Source organism: Leucobacter fengyongliangi (assembly GCF_050971685.1).
Taxonomy (GTDB): Bacteria; Actinomycetota; Actinomycetes; order Actinomycetales; family Microbacteriaceae; genus Leucobacter.
In genome coordinates, this window is sequence record NZ_JBPCEU010000006.1 from 78430 (window position 1) to 102154 (window position 23725).

At 66.6% G+C, this 23725-nt stretch carries 19 protein-coding genes; 4 read left to right on the plus strand and 15 right to left on the minus strand.

From position 1 onward, the window contains the following. Positions 1 to 59: 59 nt before the first annotated feature. Together rpoZ and ACR0R4_RS06055 are read right to left on the minus strand one after the other, a co-directional pair. A complete protein-coding gene (gene rpoZ / locus ACR0R4_RS06050; RefSeq protein WP_433646455.1) occupies positions 60 to 374 on the minus strand; it encodes a DNA-directed RNA polymerase subunit omega in 315 nt (104 codons plus the stop codon). 60 nt (positions 375 to 434) lie between these two features. Next, the gene (locus tag ACR0R4_RS06055) at positions 435 to 1094 is read right to left on the minus strand and encodes a DUF8185 domain-containing protein (protein ID WP_433646457.1); all 660 of its coding nucleotides are present in this window, start codon (positions 1092 to 1094) and stop codon (positions 435 to 437) included. An 89-nt stretch (positions 1095 to 1183) separates the two neighbouring features. On the opposite strand from ACR0R4_RS06055, the gene ACR0R4_RS06060 reads away from it, so the two are divergent. Then, positions 1184 to 2062, plus strand: a complete 879-nt coding sequence (locus tag ACR0R4_RS06060; RefSeq protein ID WP_433646458.1) for an acyl-CoA thioesterase — start codon at positions 1184 to 1186, stop codon at positions 2060 to 2062. On the opposite strand, the gene holA is transcribed toward ACR0R4_RS06060, so the two are convergent. From holA to ACR0R4_RS06085, 5 genes are all read right to left on the minus strand, one after another. Beyond that, on the minus strand, positions 2063 to 3082 hold the full coding sequence (holA, locus tag ACR0R4_RS06065; protein WP_433646459.1) for a DNA polymerase III subunit delta: 1020 nt from the start codon (positions 3080 to 3082) through the stop codon (positions 2063 to 2065). A gap of 9 nt (positions 3083 to 3091) precedes the next feature. Continuing rightward, positions 3092 to 5644: a ComEC/Rec2 family competence protein gene (locus ACR0R4_RS06070; protein WP_433646460.1), complete on the minus strand. Its 2553-nt coding sequence runs from the start codon at positions 5642 to 5644 to the stop codon at positions 3092 to 3094. Continuing rightward, on the minus strand, positions 5641 to 6468 hold the full coding sequence (locus tag ACR0R4_RS06075; RefSeq protein WP_433646461.1) for a ComEA family DNA-binding protein: 828 nt from the start codon (positions 6466 to 6468) through the stop codon (positions 5641 to 5643). The genes ACR0R4_RS06070 and ACR0R4_RS06075 overlap by 4 nt, the downstream gene beginning before the upstream one ends. Before the next feature lie 131 nt (positions 6469 to 6599). After that, entirely contained in the window at positions 6600 to 9107 is a 2508-nt protein-coding gene (gene leuS, locus ACR0R4_RS06080; RefSeq protein WP_433646462.1) for a leucine--tRNA ligase, read from the minus strand. 70 nt (positions 9108 to 9177) lie between these two features. Continuing rightward, entirely contained in the window at positions 9178 to 10572 is a 1395-nt protein-coding gene (locus ACR0R4_RS06085; protein WP_433646524.1) for an anthranilate synthase component I family protein, read from the minus strand. Positions 10573 to 10621: 49 nt separating this feature from the next. Here ACR0R4_RS06085 and ACR0R4_RS06090 point away from each other — a divergent pair, with 49 nt between their 5' ends. Further along, a complete protein-coding gene (locus ACR0R4_RS06090) occupies positions 10622 to 11380 on the plus strand; it encodes an aminotransferase class IV (RefSeq protein ID WP_433646463.1) in 759 nt (252 codons plus the stop codon). A gap of 197 nt (positions 11381 to 11577) precedes the next feature. Here ACR0R4_RS06090 and cydC read toward each other — a convergent pair whose 3' ends face one another. The 4 genes from cydC to ACR0R4_RS06110 are packed head-to-tail and all read right to left on the minus strand — an operon-like array spanning position 11578 to position 17493. Continuing rightward, positions 11578 to 13305 carry a thiol reductant ABC exporter subunit CydC gene (cydC, locus tag ACR0R4_RS06095; RefSeq protein ID WP_433646464.1) on the minus strand — a complete coding sequence of 576 codons (1728 nt, stop codon included), beginning with the start codon at positions 13303 to 13305 and terminating at the stop codon, positions 11578 to 11580. Beyond that, a complete protein-coding gene (cydD, locus tag ACR0R4_RS06100) occupies positions 13302 to 14930 on the minus strand; it encodes a thiol reductant ABC exporter subunit CydD (protein ID WP_433646465.1) in 1629 nt (542 codons plus the stop codon). The genes cydC and cydD overlap by 4 nt, the downstream gene beginning before the upstream one ends. 52 nt (positions 14931 to 14982) lie before the next feature. Continuing rightward, on the minus strand, positions 14983 to 16023 hold the full coding sequence (cydB, locus tag ACR0R4_RS06105; RefSeq protein ID WP_433646466.1) for a cytochrome d ubiquinol oxidase subunit II: 1041 nt from the start codon (positions 16021 to 16023) through the stop codon (positions 14983 to 14985). Positions 16024 to 16035: 12 nt separating this feature from the next. Beyond that, complete coding sequence (locus ACR0R4_RS06110; RefSeq protein WP_433646467.1) at positions 16036 to 17493, minus strand: cytochrome ubiquinol oxidase subunit I; 1458 nt, start codon at positions 17491 to 17493, stop codon at positions 16036 to 16038. 220 nt (positions 17494 to 17713) lie between these two features. On the opposite strand from ACR0R4_RS06110, the gene ACR0R4_RS06115 reads away from it, so the two are divergent. Continuing rightward, positions 17714 to 18760 carry an App1 family protein phosphatidate phosphatase gene (locus ACR0R4_RS06115; protein WP_433646468.1) on the plus strand — a complete coding sequence of 349 codons (1047 nt, stop codon included), beginning with the start codon at positions 17714 to 17716 and terminating at the stop codon, positions 18758 to 18760. Next, complete coding sequence (locus tag ACR0R4_RS06120; protein ID WP_433646469.1) at positions 18757 to 19842, plus strand: FUSC family protein; 1086 nt, start codon at positions 18757 to 18759, stop codon at positions 19840 to 19842. The genes ACR0R4_RS06115 and ACR0R4_RS06120 overlap by 4 nt, the downstream gene beginning before the upstream one ends. 80 nt (positions 19843 to 19922) lie before the next feature. Here ACR0R4_RS06120 and ACR0R4_RS06125 read toward each other — a convergent pair whose 3' ends face one another. The 4 genes from ACR0R4_RS06125 to ACR0R4_RS06140 form a co-directional block, all read right to left on the minus strand. Next, on the minus strand, positions 19923 to 20480 hold the full coding sequence (locus ACR0R4_RS06125; protein ID WP_433646470.1) for a YceI family protein: 558 nt from the start codon (positions 20478 to 20480) through the stop codon (positions 19923 to 19925). A 121-nt stretch (positions 20481 to 20601) separates the two neighbouring features. Continuing rightward, entirely contained in the window at positions 20602 to 21327 is a 726-nt protein-coding gene (locus tag ACR0R4_RS06130; RefSeq protein WP_433646525.1) for a type 1 glutamine amidotransferase, read from the minus strand. Positions 21328 to 21350: 23 nt separating this feature from the next. Then, positions 21351 to 22673, minus strand: coding sequence for a MurT ligase domain-containing protein (locus ACR0R4_RS06135; RefSeq protein WP_433646471.1), 1323 nt, complete (start codon positions 22671 to 22673; stop codon positions 21351 to 21353). Between the two features lie 17 nt (positions 22674 to 22690). Beyond that, positions 22691 to 23719 carry an Fpg/Nei family DNA glycosylase gene (locus ACR0R4_RS06140; protein WP_433646472.1) on the minus strand — a complete coding sequence of 343 codons (1029 nt, stop codon included), beginning with the start codon at positions 23717 to 23719 and terminating at the stop codon, positions 22691 to 22693. Positions 23720 to 23725 lie beyond the last annotated feature (6 nt).

Sequence of the window (23725 nt, forward strand, 5' to 3'; positions counted from 1 at the left end):
ATGGCGCCGGATCTGAGATAAACCCAGCCTATCCGGCGCCACTGACAAGGATGCGGGTGTTACTCCGCGCTCGCAGCCTCAGCTTCATCGAGCGCCGCGGCGAGCGTCAACTCTGCCGACTCGGGCTTCTTCGGGGTCATGACCAGCTTGCCCTCGACGATCTCGTGCAGAGCCGTCGACAGCGGCTTGTCGTCAACCGACGCGTCGACGAGTGGGCCGACGTTGTCGAACAGATTTCCGTCGTGCAGATCGGTGTAGTAATCGTTGATCTGACGGGCGCGCTTCGAGGCGAAAACCACCAGGGCGTACTTCGAATCCACCTTCTCGAGCAGGTCGTCGATGGGGGGATCGATAATGCCGTTCACCTGTGCCATTGGCGTTTCTCCTTCGCTTGAACCTCATCATCCTACCCCACCCGCACGTGCGGCCACCTGTTAACCAAGGAAGTTGCGCACCAGCACGTGACCGCGCGAGGTACTCAGCCGCGTCCAGGTCAGGGTGCGGGCGACGGTCGCCGTCGCCTCGCCGGGCAGAAACCCCAGCACCTCGGCCGCGAAGGCCGCCGACGCGGGAACCCCCGGCGCGATCTCGACCCCCCACACCGAGCGTCGCACCTGACGCACGAGCGGATCGCCAGCATCGGCCGGGAGCGCCTCGGCCACCCTGGCGATGCCCTGCTGTGCGACCGTGATGAGCGAAGGCCCGTCAATCACCCCATCGGGCTTCCATCCGCTCGTGGGCGGCAGAATTCCCGCCCACGCCGCGGCGACCGTCATCTCCGGCAGTTCAAGGCGGAGTCCGACCAGCCCCATCCGTGCCATGCGATCGAGCAACGCCCTCCCCGACACCGTGATGTCGATTTCGACGGCGTTTCCCTCGTCACGCTTGGGCCGGAGCGCGAAGGCCCGCATACCGAGCACCACCGGCACCGAGTCCAGTAGCCCGACCGGTGCCTGAACACATCCGTAGACCGCCAGGGCATTGCCCCGCGTGTGTATCCGCACTTCCGGCTCACCCGCGCGCTGCAGTCGCTCAAGAAAGACCCGAAGGTCGTCTCTGGTCTGATGGTCGGCGAGCTCAAGCTGCGTGGTCACCCCACCACACTAGCGGCGGGCGATCCACCCATAGACTGAAGTGGATCGGCCGCTTCGCGGCCCCACCCGCTCGACGTTCAGGAGGCGCAATGACCGGCGTACCAGACCTCACCGCGATGCTTTCCGTGCTCGACAGCGGCGCGCGCACCCACGAAGATATCTTTACGGGGCCGGCCCTCCCCACCCCGCATGGTCGCTCGTTCGGCGGCCAGGTCTTGGGTCAGGCGCTGGCAGCAGCGGGCGAAACTGCGCCCGACGGGCGCGGGCTGCACTCCATGCACGGCTATTTCCTGCGGCCGGGGGTGGCAGACGAGCGCATGACCTTCGAGGTCGCCAGGCTCTACGACGGTCGGTCGTTTTCGACACGACGTGTGCAGGCCTACCAAGACGGCACGGTGCTCATGTCGCTGATCGCGTCGTTTCAAGAGGAGGCCGAGGGGCTGGAACACCAGGAGCCTTATGATCTTTCGGGGCTGCCGGCACCTGACGACCTTCCGAGCGTGTGGGAGCGTTTCGGGCACCTCGCGAACGAGGGCCGGGCGTCGTGGATCCTGAATCGACCGTTTGATTTTCGGTACATCGATCCCGACATCACGTTTGAGGTCGAACATCGCACCCACACGCAGCGGGTCTGGATGCGCAGCCGCGACCAACTCGGCGACTCGCAGCTGTTGCACTCGGCAGCGCTTGCCTTCGCGAGTGACTACATGCTGGTAGAGCCGGTTGCGCGTCAGCACGGGCTCCCCTGGGCAACTCCGGGGCTGCGCATGGCAAGCCTCGACCACGCCATGTGGTTTCACCGGCCGTTCCGCGTCGACGAGTGGTTGCTCTACGTGCTTGAGTCGCCAACGTCGCAGGGTGGTCGGGGCCTCACGCATGGACGCTTCTACGACCGCGCCGGCGTGCTGGTCGCCAGCGTGTCGCAGGAGAGCATGATCCGATTCCCCGGGATGGGGAACGAGAGCTAGCTACCGCTCTCGCCCTTTCCGCGCCACGAACAGCACATAGCGCTCGAGCGCATAGTTCGGGTCGCGGGTGCCACCCTTCAGCAGCCACTCAGTCTCGGCGGCAAGATCGATGCACCGTGCGAGATCGCTCTCGCGCCAGCCACGCGTTTCTTTCAGCGCGCGCTCGACCTGCCAGGGTGCCATGCCGAGATCTTTGGCGAGCTGACCACTGCTGCCGACCGCGCCGTAGACGCGCGCCATCCCGCGCACCTTCATATTGAGTGCCGCGAGCATCGGAATGGGATCGGTGCCGGTCGACAGCGCGTGCCGCAACAGCACCAGGGCATCCGCCGCGCGGCCAGCTGTCGCCGCGTCGGCAACCTTGAAGGCGCCGGCCTCGACGCGACCCTCGGTCACGCGCTCGATATCGCTCTCGTTCAGCCGCAGACCCACGTCGGTGACCAGCTGCTCGATGGCCCCGGCGAGCTCGCCGAGCGACCCACCGTAGGCGGCGACCAGCGCCCGCACGGCTCCCGGGCTCACCTGCGCGCCGAGTCGGCGAAACTCGCCCTGCGCGAACCCGAGGCGTTCGGCATCCTTCTTCAGCTCCGCGCAGACCACCTCGGTGGCGCCTGCGGCCTGCCCCGGGGCCCCGCGCACAGCATCGAGGAGAGACTTCCCGCGCTGCCCGCCGGCGTGCCGGAGCACGAGGGTGGCCCCGTCGGCTGGCTCGGACAGGTACCGCTTCGCGTCTTCGATGAACGCATCGCTCGCCTTCTCGACCCCCTCCACGCGAATGATTCGTGGGTCGGCAAAGAGCGAGGGGCTGGCAACGGTGAAGAGCTCACCGCTGCCGTAGCTGGTCGCGTCGATATCGTGCACCTCGAGGGCTGGGTCTACACGGTGCAGGGCCTCGCGGATCGCCCGGCTTGCGCGGTCGGCGAGAAACTGCTCGGGCCCACTGATCAGTACGACGGGCGAGGGTCTCGCCTCGTCGAACGTCAGCTGCACAATCTTCGTCTTACCGCCTGCTGCTGCCACGCATCCAGCTTAGGGGTGGGGCCCGACATCGGGTGTCGCCTGGCGCTCCACCCAGGGTCGAGGTGAACCGCCATCTGGCGAGAGCGCAATCGATCCGGAGGTGTCGGTGCGGAGCGTGCGCGTGCCCGAGCGCGCCAACGCGGCGAGTGTCTCTCCCGAGGGATGTCCGTAGCCATTGCCCGCACCGACGGAAACCAGTGCCCAGTCCGCGCCCACGCGAGCGGGCAAGCCCTGGTCTTGGTCTCGCGAACCGTGGTGAGACACCTTGATGACATCTGCCTGGAGGTGGTCGTAGCGCGACAGGAGCTCCTGCTGCTCTGCGAGGCCAGTATCGCCGAGGAGCAGCAGCCGCGCGTCGCCTGCATCGACCATGAGTACGACGCTCGCCGAATTCGTATCTGCAGGAGTAACCTCCGCCCGCGGAGCCAACACCTCCCACCTCAGGCCAGCAGGCACAGGTTCTAACCCAGCCACTGGATCACGAATCTGGTCAGCTGCCGCATCGGCCTCGCCCGCGCGACCTCCCGCGGCGAGCCCCGCCACGCCGATGGTGGTGGGCACCCGCGCAACGCGCAGCTGTCGCACCACCTCTCGCTCCTCACCTCCCTGCTCGAGCGACGCCGGGGAGATGAGCGCCGCGTCGATCCGGGCGATGATCGCGGGGAGCGCCCCGACGTGATCGCGATCGTCGTGGCTGAGCACGAGCAGGGCGATGCGATCCACACCGAAGCGATCGAGGCAGGCCGCGAGCTTTTCTTCATCGTCGCCCGTATCGACGAGCATCACCTCGTCAGGCATCGCCGGATCGCGCACCAGCACAGCATCGCCCTGCCCGACATCGCAGGCTACGATCGCCCAATCTGCCGGAGTGGCTAGGCGATCACCCACCGGGGTGATCACGGTGACCGCGACGAAGACGCCCAGCGAGGCGGACGCGACCACCCAGATGGTGATGCGCAATGAGTGTGCCGGTGGCTCGATTCTCGCCCAGGGCCTGCGTCGCGGGGCCCGCACTCCGCCCGGCAGCCCCAGATGCCCCCGATGTAGAGCCCAGGCTGCGAGCAGGCCGAGTTGGCACCCGGCTAAGAGCAGTGCCCCGGCCCAGCCCTCGGGCCAAAACCAGCGCGCGAGAGGCAGTTCTGAGGCGACCTCCGCGGTCGCGGCCACCCAACGGGCAGGAACACTCGCGCAGAGGAGGGCCGCGTGTGCGAGCGGTGGGCTGAGCGGCAGGAGCAGCATCGCCACGAGGCCGAGACCGGTACCAAGCGGCGCGGCGGGCGCGGCAAGCACGTTGGCGAGCACCCCCACCGCGGGAATTCCGGATTGTAGGAGAAGCAGGAACGGCCCGCACGCGACTTGCGCGGCCAGCGCCACACCGATCGGAAGGGCAAGCAGCTGCGGTAGCCGCACGCGCCTGCGCAGCCAGAACGCGATCGGTGTCGCCAGCAGCAGGATTCCTCCGGTTGCCACGACAGACAGGGCAAAACCTGCCTGGAGCGTCTGCCACGGGTCGATGAGGAGGAGCACCGCGATCGCCGCTCCGAGCGCAGGCAGCGACGAGGCACGCTTCCCGCCGAATCCCGACACCAGCAGGACCGTGGCCATGACTGCGGCACGCTGCACGCTGGAGTCGGGACCCACGATCGTGACAAAGCCGGCTAGCGCCCCCGCAGCTGCAGCGATGCGCACCCGACGCCCGGCACCCATACGCGCGAGCAGCCACATGATGGCCCCCGTGACGAGGGCGCAGTTCGCCCCGGACACCGCGGTGAGGTGTGTGAGTGAGCTCTCAAGCATTGCCGCGTCAAGATCGTCGGAAACGAGCGAGGTGTCTCCGACGGCGAAACCGGGCACGAGTTCAGCCCCGTCTATTTGTGCCGCCGCTGTGCTCAGCCCGATTCTGAGGCCAGCAGCAACCTCCCCGCTTCTCAGCGCCCAGCGCTCTTGGGGTCCTGCACCGGCCGCTGAGGCCATCGCGAACTCGGTCACTCGCATCGTGTAGGCGGCCGTGTCTCCATTCGATGTTCGAGTCAGCACGCCGGTGACGCTGATCCGGGTTCCCGGGGCCCAGTTCGCCTCCGGTGTTCCGTCGAGAAACAAGAGGAGGGGCACGCTTCCCCTGGCACCCGGCGCTTGAGCACGCACCCAGCTTCGCTGCGCGCCGAATTCCTCCGCTGTACTCTCGGGGAAGCTCACGAGATCCACCTCGAGCGTGATGCGCTCGGAGGCCGCCGCCGCCTGCACGAATGCCGGGTCGTGCCTCCCATGCTCTACCGCGGCGACCCGCCCGCCCAGCAGCACCAGTAGCGCGCAGCCGATCGCCAAAATGAGCCATGTGGATCGCCATCGACCGCCGAACCAAAGCGCCAGAATCAGGAGGGCAGTGCCGGCCGTCGCCACCAGACACATCACCCAGATGGCCACACCGGGGGTGGCGATCATCCAAGCACACACCCCCCAACTCGCAAGCGCCGGCGCGAGCAGCCGCCATCGCCCGGGAGGCGACCCGTCGACGCTTGAGGAATCGCCAGTAGCGATGGTGCGAAGATCGGGGCTCGTCACACGGTCACACGATCTCGAAACCCCTCGAGCGTCTTCACGCCGATACCGGATACTTCGAGAAGTTGTTCGACGGTTCCAAACTGACCGTTCGTGGATCGCCAATCGAGAATGCGCTGCGCGAGGGCTGGCCCGACCCCCGGCAGGGATTCGAGTGCCGCCAAGTCTGCGCTGTTGAGGTTGATGACCGAACCGATCGCGGTGCCGCCCGCTGGTGGAGTGGATCCGCTTGGCCCAGTTGCGGTTACGGACGCGTTCGGCACAATAATCTGCTCACCGTCTTGCACGACTCGCGCCAGGTTCACCCCGGAAAGCACCGCGTCGGGGGTGGCCCCGCCGGCGAGCTCGATGGCGGCCTCCACCCGAGATCCGACAGGAAGCTCCACCACGCCGGGCGCATGCACCTCCCCCACCACGTGCACAAAGATCGGGACACCGGCAGTGAGACCGCCGAGTGACCCCGGACCGTTCGCGGTCGGCGAGTTCGATGACTCAAGGCTCGAGGCCGCGTCCCCCGGCCCCGCAGGCTCGCCAGTGGCCTCCGCAGTCGCAGGGTTGGCCTCGGCAACGTCTTCAGCAACCGGAAGATTCGGGCGCACGAAGACCGAGACGATGGCCACGACGACCGCGAGCGAAAACACCGCGGCGCCGAGCAGCACCGGTACCGACACCGCGCGAAAGATGCGCTCGCGCAACGTCGGGGGTGGGCGCCAATCGATGGGCTCGGGTGGGTCACTCGGGCCCTGGGCGTCGAGGCCGGGGAGACTGAGACCCCATCTCGGGCGGCCCGGCGGAGGCTCGGGTTGCGGGAGGTGATGGACAGCCATGCCCACACGCTAAACGTGGGCTGGCCCCTCCAGCGCCTGGTCACCACGAGCTCTGGAGAACTTCAGGATTTCACACCGATTCACCGAGGTGTGAGCGAGAAGTCACACCCGCGGGGTACCCGCGAGCGCGGCTACCCCGCGGGCTTGGTCGCGATGCTCACGATCTTCGGCACGCGCACGACGACGTTGACGATCTGCCGATCGCCGATCGCTCGCAGCACCGATTCGGAGGCACGTGCCGCGGCTTCCGCATCCGCCTCGCTCACCGATGCGGGCAGCGTGAGCCGATCGCGCACCTTGCCGTCGACCTGCACCACGAGAGTGATCTCGTCCTCGACGAGCAGTGCCGGGTCGGCATTCGGCCACACCTGCAGGGCGACCGTCGGCTGATGCCCGAGCAGCGCCCACATGTCTTCTGCCGCATATGGGGCAAAGAGGGAGAGGATGATCGAGACGGCCTCGGCGGACTCGCGCACGGCCGGGTCGGCGGCGCCAGCCCCCGAGTCGATCGCCTTGCGCGTGACGTTGACCTGATCCATCAGGCGAGCGACCAGCACGTTGAACTTGTAGTGTTCCACGAGCCCGGGCGCGTCCGCCAGCAATCGGTGCGTGTGGCGCCGAAGGGCCAGGTCGCCGGTCGAGACGTCGACACCCAGCTCGGATGTCACGTCGTTGGCGACGCGCCACGCACGAGCGAGGAACTTCGCCGACCCCTGCACCGACACGTCGGCCCAGTCGATGTCGTCTTCCGGCGGGCCGGCGAACGCGAGGGTCACCCGCAGCGCGTCGGCTCCGTGCGCGCTGAGTTCGGAGGCGAACTCGACGAGGTTGCCCTTCGACTTTGACATCTTGGCACCGTCTTGCAGCACCATGCCCTGGTTGAGCAGCGAGGTGAAGGGCTCCTCAAAATCGAGGTACCCCAGATCGAACAGCACCTTGGTGATAAACCGCGAATAGAGCAGATGCAGGATCGCGTGCTCGACACCGCCCGCGTACTGGTCGATCGGGCCCCAGCGCTTCGCCTCGGCCGGGTCAAACGCCTGGGTATTGTCTTGCGCCGAGAGGAACCGGAGGTAGTACCAGGAGCTGTCCACGAACGTGTCCATCGTGTCGGGATCGCGGGTCCAGGTCTCGCCCGTGTCCGGATCCACCACGGTGCCCCACTCGGTTGCCGCACCGAGCGGCGAGCTTCCCTTGGGCTTGAGATCGAGGCCCTCGCTCGAGGGCAGCCGCACCGGCAGCTCGCTCTCGGAAACGGGGCGCATCTCGCCATCAGCCCCGTGCAGGATCGGGATGGGGGTGCCCCAGTAGCGTTGCCGCGAGATCAGCCAGTCGCGCAGTCGGTAGGTCTTCGCGGCACGCCCGGTGCCACGGCGTTCGAGAAGCTCGATCGCTCGCTGAATGGCCTCGGTCTTCGCGAGCCCGTCGAGCTCACCCGAGTTGACGAGGGTGCCGTTGCCCGCGGTCGCGACCCCGCTCTGCGCGGGATCGGGAAGCGACTCTCCGTCTTCGCCACGAACGTCGACGACCACCCGCACCGGCAGGTCGAACCGCAGGGCAAAGTCGAGGTCGCGCTGGTCGTGCGCTGGCACAGCCATGATCGCGCCGTGACCGTAATCGGCCAGGACGTAATCGGATGCCCAGACCGGAATGCGCTCACCCGTGAGTGGGTTCGTCGCGAAGTGGTCGAGGAAGACGCCGGTCTTCTCGCGATCGGCGTTCTGTCGATCGATCTCGGTCTGCTTCTGCGCCTCGGTGAGATATGCCTGAAACTGCATGCGCACCTCGGGGGATGCGCTCGCGGCGAGCTCGGCCGCGAGATCGGAGTCAGGGGCGACGACCATGAAGGTGGCACCGTACAGGGTGTCGGGGCGCGTCGTGAAGACGGGAACCTTCGCCTCGCGGCCCTCGATCTCGAACTCGACCTCCGCACCGATGGAGCGGCCGATCCAGTTGCGCTGCATGTTGAGCACCTTGGTTGGCCACTGGCCCTCAAGCGCATCGAGGTCGTCGAGGAGGCGATCCGCGTAGTCGGTGATGCGGAAGTACCACTGCGTGAGCTTCTTCTTGACGACCTGCGCACCCGATCGCTCGGACGTGCCGTCTGCGAGCACCTGCTCGTTTGCGAGCACCGTCTGGTCTACCGGGTCCCAGTTGACCCAGCTCGCCTTGCGGTACGCGAGCCCCTTTTCGTAGAGCTTCAGGAAGAGCCACTGATTCCACTTGTAGTACTCGGGGTCGCTGGTATGCAGCACCCGGCTCCAGTCGAACGACGGCGCGTAGACGCGAAACGAGGCCTTTTGCTGCGCGATGTTCGCGTAGGTCCACTCGCGCGGATCGACGCCACGCTTGATTGCCGCGTTCTCGGCGGGCAGCCCAAACGAATCCCAGCCGATGGGGTGCAGCACATCGTAGCCGCGCCCCCGCCAGTAGCGCGCCATCACGTCGCCGAAGCAGAACGCCTCGGCGTGACCCATGTGCAGGTCGCCGGACGGGTACGGGAACATGTCGAGCACGTACTTCTTCGGGCGGTCGCTCTCGCCGGCGCTCACCACGAAGGGTTGCATTTCTTCCCACACGGGAAGCCAACGATCCTGGATCGCTTGGAAGTCGTAACCCTCGACTGGCTGCTCGCTCACACACACCTCTGGTTTAGCTCGAAAGAGTGCCTACGATGCGTAGGCAGACATCACTCAAGAATACCGGTGTTTACCGGGCGAGCTTTTCCAGCAGCGGGGCGGCCTTCAGGCGCCGCTCGCGTTCTTCGCTCGCGGGATCGGAATCCGCGGTGATCCCGCCCCCCGCGCCCACGAACGCGGTGACCGAACTCGTACCGAGTCCCCGCAGCTCGATGCTGCGGATCGTCATCGCGAGTTCCGCCTCGCCCCCGGCGATCCACCCGAAGCACCCCGAGTACAGACCCCGCGGCTCGCCTTCGATTTCCGCGAGGAGTTCCACGGCGCGGCGCTTGGGTGCCCCCGTCATCGATCCCCCGGGGAAGCAAGCCGCGATCGCGTCGATCGCGTCAAGCCCCGAACGCAGCCTGCCCGACACAGTGCTCACCAACTGATGCACGTGTGGGTGCGTCTCGACGCGCAAGAAACCGCTGGTGGCCACCGTGTTCGGGTCGCAGATTCGGCTGAGGTCGTTCCGCATGAGATCGACGATCATGAGGTTTTCCGCGCGTTCCTTGGGGTCGGCGGCGAGCTCCGTCGCGAGCGCCGCGTCAGCACGCGCATTCGCGCCCCGGGGCCTCGTGCCCTTGATCGGGTGGGTCGTCACTCTCCCCGCAGACACCGCGAGGAAGCGCTCCGGACTCGCGCTCACGAGCGCGCGCTCCCCCGCGACGATGACCCCGCCGCGCGAACTCGCCCCGCTCAGGCGTAGCTTCAGATAGAGCGACAGTGGATCCTGCCTGCCGTGGACAGTGGCTCGATCGGTGAGGCACAGCACATAGGCGTCGCCGTCGACGATCGCAGCCCGGCACGCCGCGACCTGGTCTCGATACTCGTGCTCGGTTCGCCGCCAGGTCTGTGCTCGGGCTTCCGTGGTCGCAGCAGAACCCGGTGACTCAGTGTGGATCGCGGAACCGGCCGGGCCCGGGAAACTATCGGGCGCATCGGTGTGAGCGGTATCCATCTGTTTTGCCCCAAGCGACGCTCCGTGGCGGTCCAGCCACGACTCCAGTGCGGCCTCGCTCTCACCCGAGAGCTCGGCACGCCCAGTACCGTGATCCAGGATCAGCACCGTGGAGACGGCGAGCGCGAAGCCCGGAACCACATCATCGGGCTGCGGAGTGAGGCCCAGCAGCGCCACCCCGAACTCGTAGCTCAGTGCGGTCACCCATCCGAGGAACTCCGGTGATCGCTCGCCCCGGCCCACTGTCTGCTCGCCGCGCAACATGCGGAGAAACTCGTGCTCTCTTCCTCGCTCCGCACGGCGCACGTCGCTTGCCGAGCCCAGATAGCTTCTGCCAGCGGCCTCGCCGGGTACCTGGGCCTCGCCATCGAGCCAAAACCAGGCGCCGTCGCGGGCGAGGCTGCGCGCAACCAGCGCCACCTCTCTCGGCCACGGCACCTGCCGAGATGTCGCACCTCGCTGCATCACCCCTCCAGCGTAGTGTTGTTCCCGCACCCAACCCGCGGAGGAAATGATGACGGATCAGGATCGATCGGGCCAGTTACTGGCCGCCGATTCATTCCGCGTGCGCGGAATCGGCGCGCGCGCGGAGGTACGCGGCTGGGGTCTGCACGCGGAACGCTTCACACGCACCGCGGCCGACTGCCTGAGCGACTCCACCGAACGCGCCTGGCTCACGGAATCCCTGCCGGGCTTTCTTGCGCAGGCACGCGCCGACATTGCCGCGTTTGGCGAGGGCTTCCCCCGGCTCGAACTCTGGCGACTGCCCAACGGTGTGCTCACCCTCAATACTGCCGTGCGCCCCCTGCCACGACTCACGACCCACCTGAGTTATCGCACCGCGCGCGGCTTCACGCTCACTCACCCGAGGCGAAAAGGTCCGAACATCGAGCGCCTGATGGATCTGAACAAGGAGCTTGGTGCCGAGGCGTTGTTGCTCGATGCGCACGGCAATGTTTGCGAGGGCGCCACCACGAGCATCCTGTGGTGGGAGGGCGACACCCTGTGCCGCGTGGCGGATCAGGAGCGTGTGTGGTCAGTCACCGAGCGACTCGTGACCGAGATCGCGCTGGGCACGGGCACGGAGGTCGCATCACGCGACCTCCCGGCCACCGAGCTTCGCCTGCACGAGGTTTGGGCGGTGAACGCGCTGCACGGTGTTCGGCCAGTGCTCGTGGTCGACGACGTGCCGCTGCCTCAGCCGAACGCGGAGCGGCTTCTGGCCTACCGCCGTGCCCTCGATCTGCGCTGGTCCCCAATCACTGCGGCGTAGGACGCATCAGCTCTCCGCCGTGATGCCTGCGTCACGCAAGCGAACCGCCTGCGTTACGCCAGCGACCCGCTACCGAGGAGTCGCAATTCCACCAGCAGTCTCTCCGGGGTCGTGGAATTGCGACCTCTCGATGGGATCCTCCACCAGCAAGTGCTGCGCGTGACCCAGGGCACTGCGCCCAGGCACCCAGGCAAACCCTACGCAAGAGAGAGCCGAGTGGCCCGAATCTCGGGCGGCACCTCGGTGTGGGTGATGAGAATCACTGCTCGATTGTCTGGCACCGCGCCCAGTAGGTCAAGCAGCAGCCGATCGGCACGCTCGCGGTCGACGCCCGCGGTCGGCTCATCGAGGATCACCACGGGGAAGTCGGCGAGGATCGCGCGGGCCAGGGCGATGCGCTGGGCCTGCCCCCCCGAGACGAGTGCACCTCGCTCGCCCACCGGGGCTCCGAGCCCCCCGCGCTCACTCGCCCATTCGGCGAGGCCGACCTGCGCCAGGGCACCCATGAGTTCCTCGTCGGTCGCCGTATCTTTCGCGAAGAGGAGATTTTGCCGCAGATCGGCATCAAACAGGTGCGGGGATTGCTCACACAGGCCCACAACTCCTCGGATCTCGGCTCCCCGCAGGCGTCTCGCCTCGAGACCCGCCACCCGGTAACTCCCTCGGTACTCGAGCAGGCGCACGAGCGCGAGCGCGAGTGAGCTCTTGCCGGCTCCGCTCGGGCCGGTGACGATCAAGGTCTCACCGGCGCGCAGGTCAAAGGAGACATCACGCACCGCCGGGCTGACTGCCCCGGGATGACCCACCTCAAGGTCGCGAACTTCAAGCAGGGGGCGCGTCACCACCGCGACTGTCGCCTGGCTAGCACCAGTCGAGGGGGCGGAAGGTGCCGACAGCGCTGCGGGGAGAGCTTCCCCTAACAGCGACAGCGGATCTGGCGGATCGATTGGCAACTCAGCCGGCAGGGCCGCTTCGGTAAGCTGCGCCACTCGTGCCGCGCTCGAAGCAACGGTGCGCCGTGCGACGAGCGCCTGGGGCACCTGGGCGAAGACCTCAAAGACCGCCGCCGGAACAATCACCGCGGCGGCGAACAGCGGCGCAGAGAGGCCCTCGCCCAGGCTCGGGGCGAGCGCGAGCAGGATCATCAGAGTGGCGGCGCCCGAGGCAAGCGCCAGCAACGCGCCGGTGACCCCCGCCGCACGGGAGCGACCGAGCTGGATCCGAGCCAGCCGGCGCTCCGTACTCGCGATCCGCTCACGCTGCGTCGACAGCGCACCGTAGGCCACAAGTTCGGACGCCGATTCGAACCGCTCAAGCAGGGCGTCGGTGAGCGCTGCCCGTGCCTCCGAGAGCTCCCGATCACTCGCACCGGCGATGCGGCGAGCGAGCCACGCGGCGAGCACGCCGGAGACGAGGAGCGACACAGCGAGAACGAGCGAGGCGGGTGGCGTTACCAGTGCGAGCACGGCGAGGCTGAGTGTCAGGATGATGCCACTGACGATGAGCGGCTGCCTGACGCGGAGCGGGTGATCCTGCAGCTGATCCACATCATCGACGAACGCGGCGAGCACCTCGCCGCGACGGTGTGACTCGATGGCACCGGGCACGCGAGGAATCAGCGCCCCGAAGGTGTCACTGCGCAGCTCAGAAAGTTGGGCCAGTGCGGCATCGTGGCTCGCGAGACGCTCCGCGTAGCGAAACGCCGCGCGGCCGATGGCGAAGGCGCGTACCCCCACAATGGCGAACGTGAGGAAGAGGATCGGCGGCTGCTCCCCCGCCCGAACGATCAGCCACATGCTCAGCGCGAGCAGGCCCACGACGCTCGCATCGGCGAGCGCGCCGAACACGATTCCCGCGATCGACCGACGCCAGGGTGGTGTCGCCAGGCGCAGCACCCGGGCGACGTTGGCTGGCTCTGTGATCATGCCGGTACCCCCACGCGAACCACCCGATCCGCGGCCTCGATGAGTGCCGGGCGATGGCTCACGACGAGCACGGCCCGACCGGCACGCGCCTCAGCCTGCAGCGCCGCACACACGAGCGTCTCGCTGGCCGCGTCGAGCGCCGAGCTTGGCTCGTCCAGCACGATCGCCCCGGCGTCGGTCGTCCACGCGCGGTACAGAGCGCGCGCGATGGCTACGCGCTGCGCCTGCCCCCATGAAAGCCCGGCGCCCTTCGCACCCAGGACCTGTGACGGGTCGATGTCGCCGAGGCCCACCGTTTCGAGCGCTCGCGTGACGAGGGGCGGATCCGCTTTCTGCGCGCCGAGGGCCACGTTCTCGGCGACCGTGCCCTGCAGGAGGCCCGGTCGTTGCCCCGACCATGCCACCGTGTTGGGTCGAGTGATCGTGCCGACCGCGGGAGACACGAAGCCCAAGAGCGCCGACACGAGCGTCGACTTGCCCGCTCCGGATGGCCCGGCGAGCGCCACCATTTCCCCCGGGTCGACCGAAAAGCTCACCGGGCCAGCCACCTCACGCTCGTCGCGGCGAACGGAGACCGAGTCGAAGCGGATGCCCTGGGCCGCGCCGGGCATTGGTACTGCTTCCGCCGGTGCTTCGATGATGTCGAACACCGCCTGGGCCGCCGCGAGGCCCTCGGTTGACGAGTGAAAGGCGGCGCCGACCTGCCGAATCGGGATGAACACCTCGGGCAAGAGCAGGAGCACGAAGAGCCCCAGCGCGAGCGGGAATTCGCCCGTCACGAGCCGCGTGCCGACCGTCACCGCCACCAGTGCGATCGAGAAGGTGCCCGCGAGATCGAGCACGAACCCCGACAGGAAGGTCACCCGCAGCACCTGCATCGTGCGGGTGCGGTACTCCCCCGTTTCGCGGGCGATCCGCTCAAATTGCCGCTGCTCGCGCCGGAAGATCTTCAGCGTCGAGAGACCCTCGACGACATCAAGGAAAGAACGTGACAGGTGCTCGAGCTGCTGCCATTGCCGCTCCTGCACCGCGCGCGTCGCCAGGCCGATGAGGATCATGAAGAGCGGGATCACGGGGAACACGATCAGGACCGTGACACCGCTCAGGGGGTCTGCGAGCAGCACCGCGAGCACGAGAAACGGGGTCGCGCACGCGGTGAGAATCAGCTGCGGGAGATACGCGGAGAAGTATCCATCGAGCGCGTCGAGGCCGCGCCCCAGCGCGGTTGCCGGGCCCACATCGGCCCTGCTGCCAAGCCACTCAGGCGAGCGCCGATCGATCGCATCGAGGGCGGCTGCGCGCAGCTGCGACTTGGCGCGCACGGCCCCGCGCGCGGCCACGACCTCCATGCCCCACGTGGCGAGTGACCGCGCGACGAGTGCGACCGCCGCTCCCGCCAGGAGTAGGGGAAGCGACTCGGGCCCGAGCGCGCCCTCTGCCACGCGGCCGGAGGCCCCGCCCGCGCCGCCGAGAACCGGGAGCACGAGCGTGGCGATGGCGTTCGCGAGCAACCAGCACCAGGCAATCACCGCGGCGGTGCGCACCACACCGAGGAGCCCCCCGATACCGAGAACTGTGCGCGCAGCTCGTGCGTAGCGCAGCAGTCTCGGGTCGAGGGGCTTCACGGTGTAACTGTATCGATGTGGAAGGTGCGCGCTGGCTGAGAGCCCGGGGCGCTCAGTGCGCGCCGACGAGCTCGTCGCTGGGAATGTGGGTGCGCGAGATCCGCTTCCGGAATACCCAGTACGTCCACGCCTGATAGGCGAGCACCAACGGGAGCGTGAACACGGCCACCCAGGTCATGAGTTCGAGCGTCATCTGCGAACTCGCGGCGCCCTCAATGGTCATCGAGTACGCGGGGTCGGTGCTCGAGATCATGACGTACGGGAACAGCGCCATGAAGATGGCCAGCAGCGCGAACGCGATCGTGAGGGTATTGAACGTAAACGCCCAGCCCTCGCGCGCCCGCAGATTGAGGAGGATTCCGGCAACCAGCGAGACCGCGGCGAGCCCCGCGAGCACGATCACAAGCAGCGCGTTCTCGTCTCCCAGATGCTGCACGACGGTCCACGCGACGAACGCCGCAGCCACCACGAGCGTGACCAGCCCGACCTTGGTGGCAAGCGACCGCGCGCGCACCCGAATGTCGCCCTCGGTCTTCAGCGCGATGAAAACCAGCCCGTGCGTAAAGCACAGGAGCAGCAGAGTGAGGCCGCCGAGGAGCCCGTAGGGGTTCAGCAACGTGAGCAGCGTCCCCGTGAAGATCCACCCACCGCCCTCGAGCGGCTCGATCGGCACGCCCTGAATAAGGTTGGCGAAGGCGGTACCCCAGAGCAGCGGCGGCAGGAGCGAGCCCCAGAAGATGAACTGGTCGAACCAGCGAGTCCACTGTGTGCCCTTGCCCTGGTGCCGGAATTCGAACGACACCCCCCGCAGAATGAGGGCAACGAGGATGAGGAGCAGCGCGAGGTAGAAGCCGGAGAACATCGTCGCGTACCACTCGGGAAACGCCGCGAAGAGGCAGGCGCCCGCGACGATCAGCCAGGTCTCGTTGAGATCCCACACCGGGCCGATCGTGTTGATGATGACGCGGCGATCGACGTTGTCTTTCCCGAGAAATGGCAGCGCCATGCCGACGCCGAAATCGAAGCCGTCGAGAATGAAGTAGCCGACGAGGAGGACCCCGACGATCAAAAACCAGACTGTGGTGAGTTCCATGTTTTCAGCCTCCTAGTAGACCGTCGCGAGCTGCGTGTGGTCGACGTCGCCGCCGCCCTCGCCAGCTCTGTCGGTCGTGTCGATTTCGGGCGGGCCTGCTTGCGCGGCCTTCACGATGAGCTTGAATTCCACGACCGCGAGCGCGCCATACACGACGGTAAACACGATGAGCGAGACGAGCACCGCCCACCCGGGCACCCCGGGCGACACCGCCGACTCGGTCGTCATCACCCCGAACACGATCCACGGCTGGCGACCCATTTCGGTGAAGATCCACCCCACGAGCGAGGCCAGCATCGGAATGGGCGCGGTCCACACGGCCACCCTCCACGCCCACTGGGGCACGCTGCGGTTCTTGCGCGTGATCCACAGCCCCACCACCGAGACGAGGGTGGCGAGGGCCCCGAGGCCGATCATCCAGCGGAACGCCCAGTACGTCACCCAAATGATCGGGGTGAACGAACCATCGCTCGGGCAGGTGAGGGCGGTCCCGGCGGCGCCACAGTACAGCTCGGTGTACTCGGCCTGCAGGTTATTGATGCCCTCGACCGTGCCGTTGAACGTGTTGGTCGAGAGAAACGAGAGAAGGTACGGGATCCGCACCGAGAAGATCTCGTGCAGTCCGTCCGGGGTGCCGAGGCTGAAGATCGAGAACGAGGCATCGGCCCCGGTCGCGTTCTCGTACAGGGCCTCCGCAGCGGCCATCTTCATCGGCTGCGTCTCGGTCATGACGAGACCCAGCGAGTGGCCGGAGAGCGAGACACCGGCGAAACCAACGATGTTGGCCCACATGCCGAAGCGCAGGCTGGTGCGCATCTCGTCGACGAACTGGTTACGCGAGAGGTGCCAGGCGGCGACCGCGACCATCACGGTGGCCGCGAACATGAGCGAGGCGAAGAGCGTGTGTGGGAACTGGGTGAGTGCGACCGGGTTCATGAGCACCGCACCGATGTCGGTGAGCTCGGCCCGTCCGCGTTCCTCGTTCAGCTGGTAGCCCACCGGGTTCTGCATGAAGGCGTTCGCGGCGAGAATGAAGTAGGCGGAGGCGGCGGAGCCGATCCACACGAACCAGATCGTGAGGAGGTGAATCTTCTTCGGCAGCCTGTCCCATCCGAAGATCCACAACCCGATGAAGGTGGCTTCGAAGAAGAACGCGATGAGACCCTCCATCGCGAGCGGGGCACCGAAGATGTCTCCCACGAAGCGGGAGTAGTTCGACCAGTTCATGCCGAACTGGAACTCCTGCACGATGCCGGTGACCACACCCATCGCGAAGTTGATCAGAAAGATCTTGCCGTAGAGCTTGGTGAGGCGAAGGTATTTCACCTTCCCCGTGCGCACCCATGCGGTCTGCAAGATGGCCACGAGCAGTGCCAGGCCGATGGTGAGTGGAACAAACAGGAAGTGATACAGCGTCGTGAGCCCGAACTGCCAGCGAGCGAGCGTCAACGCATCCAAGAATTCGTTCACGAGTTCTCCAGAATGCCGAGCGCGCCCACTGCGGGTCGCACTCCCGTAGTGAGTTCCGTCAAAGGATGGTGATGCCTCCCGGACCTACCGGCCAATGGCCAGTCAACCTCAACTCTAGCGATTCTGTGAATCTCCTGCGAATTCATCTTGATGTCGAGCGATAAATCTCTCGACATGAAGCGAAACTTGGGTGGCAGGCTGCCCCACCTAGACTGGTGGGGTGACGGAACTCAGGCGACCCGACAGCAGACCCAGATTTGCGGCAAGGGTCGACGACTGGATCCACCGGCGACGCGAGAAACGAGCGCTCGCGAGCGGCAAGACCCCGGGAATCATTCCGTACATCAGCTACGGCTCGACGACCTGGGTGCGCGTCATCGGGCGGGTACTCTACCTCGCTCCCGAACCGAAGAAGACCGGCCGTGGGTCGCGGGTGGCCGAGGTGCAGCGGGTGCGCGGATGGCGCAGCTTCGCGAGCCTGCACGTGCCGTTCACACCGGTGCAGGTGCACATCGACGGCAAGCCGGTTGCCGAGATCGTGTCCGATCGCGGGGGTGTGCTCGATTCGATCGTGCAGGTCACGCTGTCGCCCGGCTGGCACACCATCAGCCTGCGCACCGAGCATGGTGAGCCTGCCAATGCTCCCGTCTACATCGTGGATCCCCAGGCGCGTTTTGGAATCATCAGCGATGTGGATGACACGATCCTCAACACAGCCCTCCCCAAGCCCTTTGTCGCGGCGTGGAACAGTTTCGTGCTTGACGAACAAGCTCGCACCTCGACTCCCGGTATGCCGGTGCTCTACGACCACCTCATCGCCCAGCATCCCGGCTCCCCCGTGCTCTACCTCTCGACCGGAGCCTGGAACGTGGCTCCCGCACTCAGCCGCTTCCTTGAGCGCAACCTCTACCCCATGGGGCCGCTCCTCTTGACCGACTGGGGCCCCACCCACGACCGGTGGTTTCGCAGCGGAAAAGAGCACAAGCAGCGCGAGCTCATCCGGTTGGCCAGCGACTTCCCAGAGATTAAATGGGTGCTCTTTGGCGATGACGGTCAGCACGACGAGTCGCTCTACCACGAGTTCTCCTCGGCACACCCGGATCACGTTGCCGCGGTGGCGATCCGCCAGCTTTCGACCGGCCAAGCCGTGCTCGCCGGCGGTCGCTCGAAGGCGCGCCTGCACCGAAGCGTGAGTGGAGTTCCCTGGGTGTACGGCCCCGACGGCGCGACCCTGCGCGAGGAGCTGATTCGACTGGGCCTGTTGTGACCGCACCCATCACCAGGCCGTGGCGGCGGTTCGAGCGGCGAATGACCGGTCGATTCACCGTGTCGCGCCGGGCGCCGCTGCTGCAGGTGGGCAAGGCCGCGGCCGCGGCGATCCTCACCTGGTTCGTGTGCCTCTGGGTGTTTCCCGAGCAGCTACCCATTTTCGGCGCAATCGCCGCGCTGCTTTCGGTGCAAGAGAGTGTGGATCAATCGCTCACGCGAGGCATCGAGCGCGTCGTCGGCGTGTTGCTCGGGGTGAGCGTCGCTTTGGGCGCAGGTGCGCTCTTCGGGCCGCAGACGTGGCTGTTCCTCGCCGCGATCATCGTGTCGATGGCGCTCGGGTGGCTCTTGCGCATGACGAATTCCTCGACGAATCAGATCGCCATTTCTGCGCTCCTCATGATCGCGCTCGGCGGTCTGTCGCTCGGGTACGGGTTCGAACGGCTCGTCGAGACCGCGATCGGGGCGGGGATCGGCATCACCATCAACGCCCTCGTGGTGGCCCCGGTGCGCACGACCCCCGTGCACGTCGCGATCGGCGACCTCACCCGGCACGCCGCGCAGGCGCTTAGGCGCCTCTCCGAGGCGTTGGAAGAACCCCGCGAGCGCGAGTGGATCGACCGCATGATGCGAGATGCTCGGCGCTTACAGGGCGAGCGCGATGACGTGCACCAGCTTCTCCGAAGCGCCCGGGAAAGCCTCCGGCTGAACCCCCGCGGGCCGAGATACCGGGCCATTCTCGGCGAGGACGACGAGATGTTCGACCGGCTTCAGCCAATAGTGACGCAGGTCGTGGGGATGACCCGCGCACTCTCAGACAACTACGGGAAGGCACTCGTCGACGTGCCACAGGTGCGCGGCCTAGCGGTGGAGCTGCGCCGCGCCGCGCACGACCTGGAGCGGCTCGTTCGGCCGGGCATCGAGCAGCAGGTGGGCACGGAGCCGCAAGTGGGGACGGAACCGCCAGCGCTCACCGCGCCCTATGTCATCGCGCAGCCCCACCCGGTGTACTGGCAGTTGATTGGTTCACTCATGGAGGATCTGCGGCGCGTGCGTGGGCGCATCACCGGCGATATCGACTAGCTTCTCTCGTTCGGATCATCGAACCGGGAACATGAAAGCGGGGAAAGGCAACTGCCCTTCCCCGCTTTCAGTGCGCCTGACTACTGCTGAAGCACAGCCTGCACGTCAAGGGTGATGGTGACATCGCTGCCGAGCAGGAGCCCGCCGGTCTCCAGCGGAGCGTTCCACTGAATGCCGAAGTCTTCGCGCTTGACCTTCGTCGTGGCGGTGAAGCCGGCCTTGTAGTTGCCGTACCCATCCTGACCGAAGCCGCCGAATTCAAAGTCAAAGGTGACCGGCTTGGTCACGCCGCGGAGGGTAAGGTCGCCGTCGACGAGGAAGTTGCCACCCTCTTCGCGGATCCCGGTGCTCGCGAAGGTGAACTGGGGGAACTCTTCTGCGGCGAAGAAGTCGCCCGTACGCAGGTGGCCATCGCGATCCGCCTGGTTGGTGTTGATCGAGGCGACCTCCACGGTGGCCTCAACCTTCGAGTCGAGGGGGTTTTCGGCGGTCACAAACGTGCCCGCGAACTGCTCGAACTTGCCCTTGACCTTGCTGATTGCGAGATGACGAACCGAGAAGCCGACCTCAGTGTGCGTGGGGTCGATGACCCAGGTGCCGACGCGGTAGCCAGGGATCTGATCTGCGGTTATGGTCATGGGGTGTCCTCCAGGTCTCAAGATATTGAATTATTGACGTTTCAACTAAAAAGAGAGTAACAAGAAGCGCACGACCAGGTCAAGTATTCACTTGAATATTTATTTCGAGTTCGTCGCTCGTCTACCTGGGGCGTCGTTTTGCGGCTTCCCGGGCCTGCTGGGCGGTGGAGTCATCAATCATTTGCGGTTCGAAACCGCCATACCGCGCTCGTGCAGCTGTGGCGATGAGGAAGTCCGAGATCGCGGGGTTCTTGGGCAACAGCGAGCCGTGCAGGTAGCTGCCGATGACGTTGTGTGAGCGCGCGCCCTCGACCCCGTCGCGGGGGTTATTCCCGGCCCCGCGCGTCACGCGGCCGAGCGGACGCGATCCTGGCCCGAGCACCGTGTCGCCACTGTGATTCTCGTAGCCGATGACCTCACCGAACTCGTCACTTTCGACCACAATGTTGCCGATCATCCGGGTATCACCGCCGCGCGTCTCAACGTCAAGCACCCCGATGCCCGTCAGCTCCTCGCCGGTGTGAGTGACGAACCGGTGACCGAAGAGCTGGTACAGCCCGCAGATCATGAGCATGGGCACGCCGTCCGACGCCAAGTGGCGCAGCTCCTCCCCCTTCGACACGAGGTCGAGCGCGACCCGGCCCTGGCCGGAATCCTGGCCGCCACCGCCCACCACGATGTCGACTTGCGACGGCAAGGGATCGCCGGGGTTCACGTCAACCACGAGGGGAAAGAATCCGTGCGCACGGGCGCGCCGGGTGAGCGCGAGAACGTTGCCGCGATCCCCGTAAATATTCATATCGCGCGGGTACAGCGACACAATGACGAGCTCTCGCTCACCGGGCATTTCGGCCGCCCTCTCGTCAAGCGTCACCAGATCTCCTCCACCTTCGTCAGGGTAGCGAGCTCCTTCCGGAGCGCGAGCATGGCGGTGTACGTGCAGTAGATGCGCCGAGGCTGGCCCATGGTGCGCCGCCGAAACCCGGCGAGCGCTCGCTGCGGATCCTCCTCCACCTGCCCGACGTTCACATCGTCGTGTTCAAGCCGGAGCGCCATATCCCAAGCACGTGTGCCGGAGACTGTGTCGACCCCGGTCTCCGCCAGCGTGCCAAAGTCGACATCCCACAGCCACGACATGTCACGGCCATCCGCATACTGGTCGTTAATGGCGATCATCGAGGCGACTCCCGCAGCGGGAAACGAGGCCAGTGCGAGCCGAAATCCCGCGGGATTCTTCACGAGCACCAGCTCGAGGGTGTGGCCGTCGAGTTCCAGCTGCTCCCCACGGCCAAAGGCCGGGCGAACGTTTGCGAGCGAGGCGAGCAGTTCTCCCGTGCTCGCGTGTACCTCCAGCGCGTCAGACTGCTGCTTGACTCCCCCGGCCAGCACGAGCCGCACCGTGGCGAGGGCCGCCGCCGCGTTAAACGTGTTGTAGAGCCCCTCAAGCTTCAACCCGGTGTGATGATCCACACCGTCGATGCGGAAGGTCGCCTCGTGATCGCCCACCCGGGTGAGTGTGACATCCGCGTCGGACCTTGCGGCCTCGTCGACGCGCACGGGGGCCGCCGTGCCGCGATGAAAGTCGTCGTCGCTCGGGAACATCGCCCTGAGGTCGCTGGAAAGCCCGAACGAGCGCACCTCGAGTCGATCAGCCTGACTCGCTCCCGTCTGCTCGAGCAACGGATCTTCGCGGTTAACCACCAACCCGTCGGTCGTGGCTTCGGCAATGCGCTGCAGCAACTTGGCGGTCGCATCGATCTCGCCGAATCGGTCGAGTTGATCGCGCAGCACGTTGAGCAGCAGCGTGAAGCGCGGTTTCACCCGGGCAATGAAGTGGATCGCGTGCGCCTCGTCGAGCTCGAGCACGGCGATGTCAGCGTCGAGCCGACCCGCGAGGGAGCACTCCTGCACCGCCGCGGCGATCACCCCGCGCGAGAAGTTTGAGCCGGTCTTGTTGGTGAAGACGCGAAGCCCCTGCGATTCGAGGATCTCGACGATCATCTTGGTGGTCGTCGTCTTCCCGTTCGTGCCGCTCACTGCCACCACCCCGTAGGGCAAACGACCGAGCACACGAGCGAGGAAGCCCGGGTCGAACTTTTCGATCACGAGACCGGGGAGCGCCGATCCACCGCCGCGCAGACGCGCGACCTGTCGCACCGACTTGCCGATCACAGCCGAAAGCACATCACGCATGAGACCAGCGTAGTGAACTAGTGCGCACGCTGGCAGCCTGCACACCAGTAGAGCTTGCGGTTCGCCATGTCTTCGAGGGTGATCGATGCCCCGCATCGCTTGCACGGGGTTCCCTCCAGCTTGTACACCCAGTGCCGCTCGTCGCGATCGTGCAGCGCGCGCTGGTAGGCCTCGCCCTCGAGCCCGTCGATGGTGATCATTTGACCGACCGTGATGCCGATCTCGAGCAGGTGCGCCCAGTCGTCCCACAGCTCGCCGAGCACGCGCTCGCTCAGCGATGACGCAGGGGTATGTGGGTCCAGCTCGGCTCGGAAGAGAAGCTCCGCGCGGTACACATTCCCGATGCCCGCGATCACCGACTGATCCATGAGCACAAGGCCGATCGGGGTGCGCCGCTTGCGGGCCCGCGCGATAAACCGGGCGCGCTCGGCGGCGGTGTTCGCGTTCGCGGGGTCGGGGCCGAGGCGGTCGAGCACCGCGGCGACGCCTTCGGGCGGCAGAACTTCGCATGCCGTGGGGCCCCGCAGATCGGCGCAGACCCGTTCATTCAGCAGTCGCACGCGCACCTGCCCCACCGGTTCAGGCGGAAACGACTCCGCCGCTCGGCCCGCGCGATCGTGCTCGGCCATGCGCACGCGGGTGCGGCGCGGTGCCCCAATCGAGGTCACCGAGTCCTCACCCTCGGCATCGACCGGCACGCTGGCAGCGGCTCCAGGCTGGCCCGGCGCGGATCCGGCCATGCCCGTCTGGCCAAGCTTCGTGCGCCCGGACGGACGGGCGTGCAGTTGGATGCGCGGATCCACCGCCACCTCGCCCGCGAAATCCCAGGCGCCGTAGATCCCGAGGTGCACGCGCAACCAGTCGCGCTCCTCAAACTCGAGAAACATCTGCTTACCCACCGCGCGCGCGTCGGTCATTTCGCGACCGCTCAGGAGCGCCGCTCCCAGCGAGAACCGACCCTGCGGGCTCGACACCTCGGGGGCAGTGCCGACGAAGTTCACGCCGAACTGCCGCGCGATGCGGTGGACGGAGTGTCCCTCAGGCACACCGAC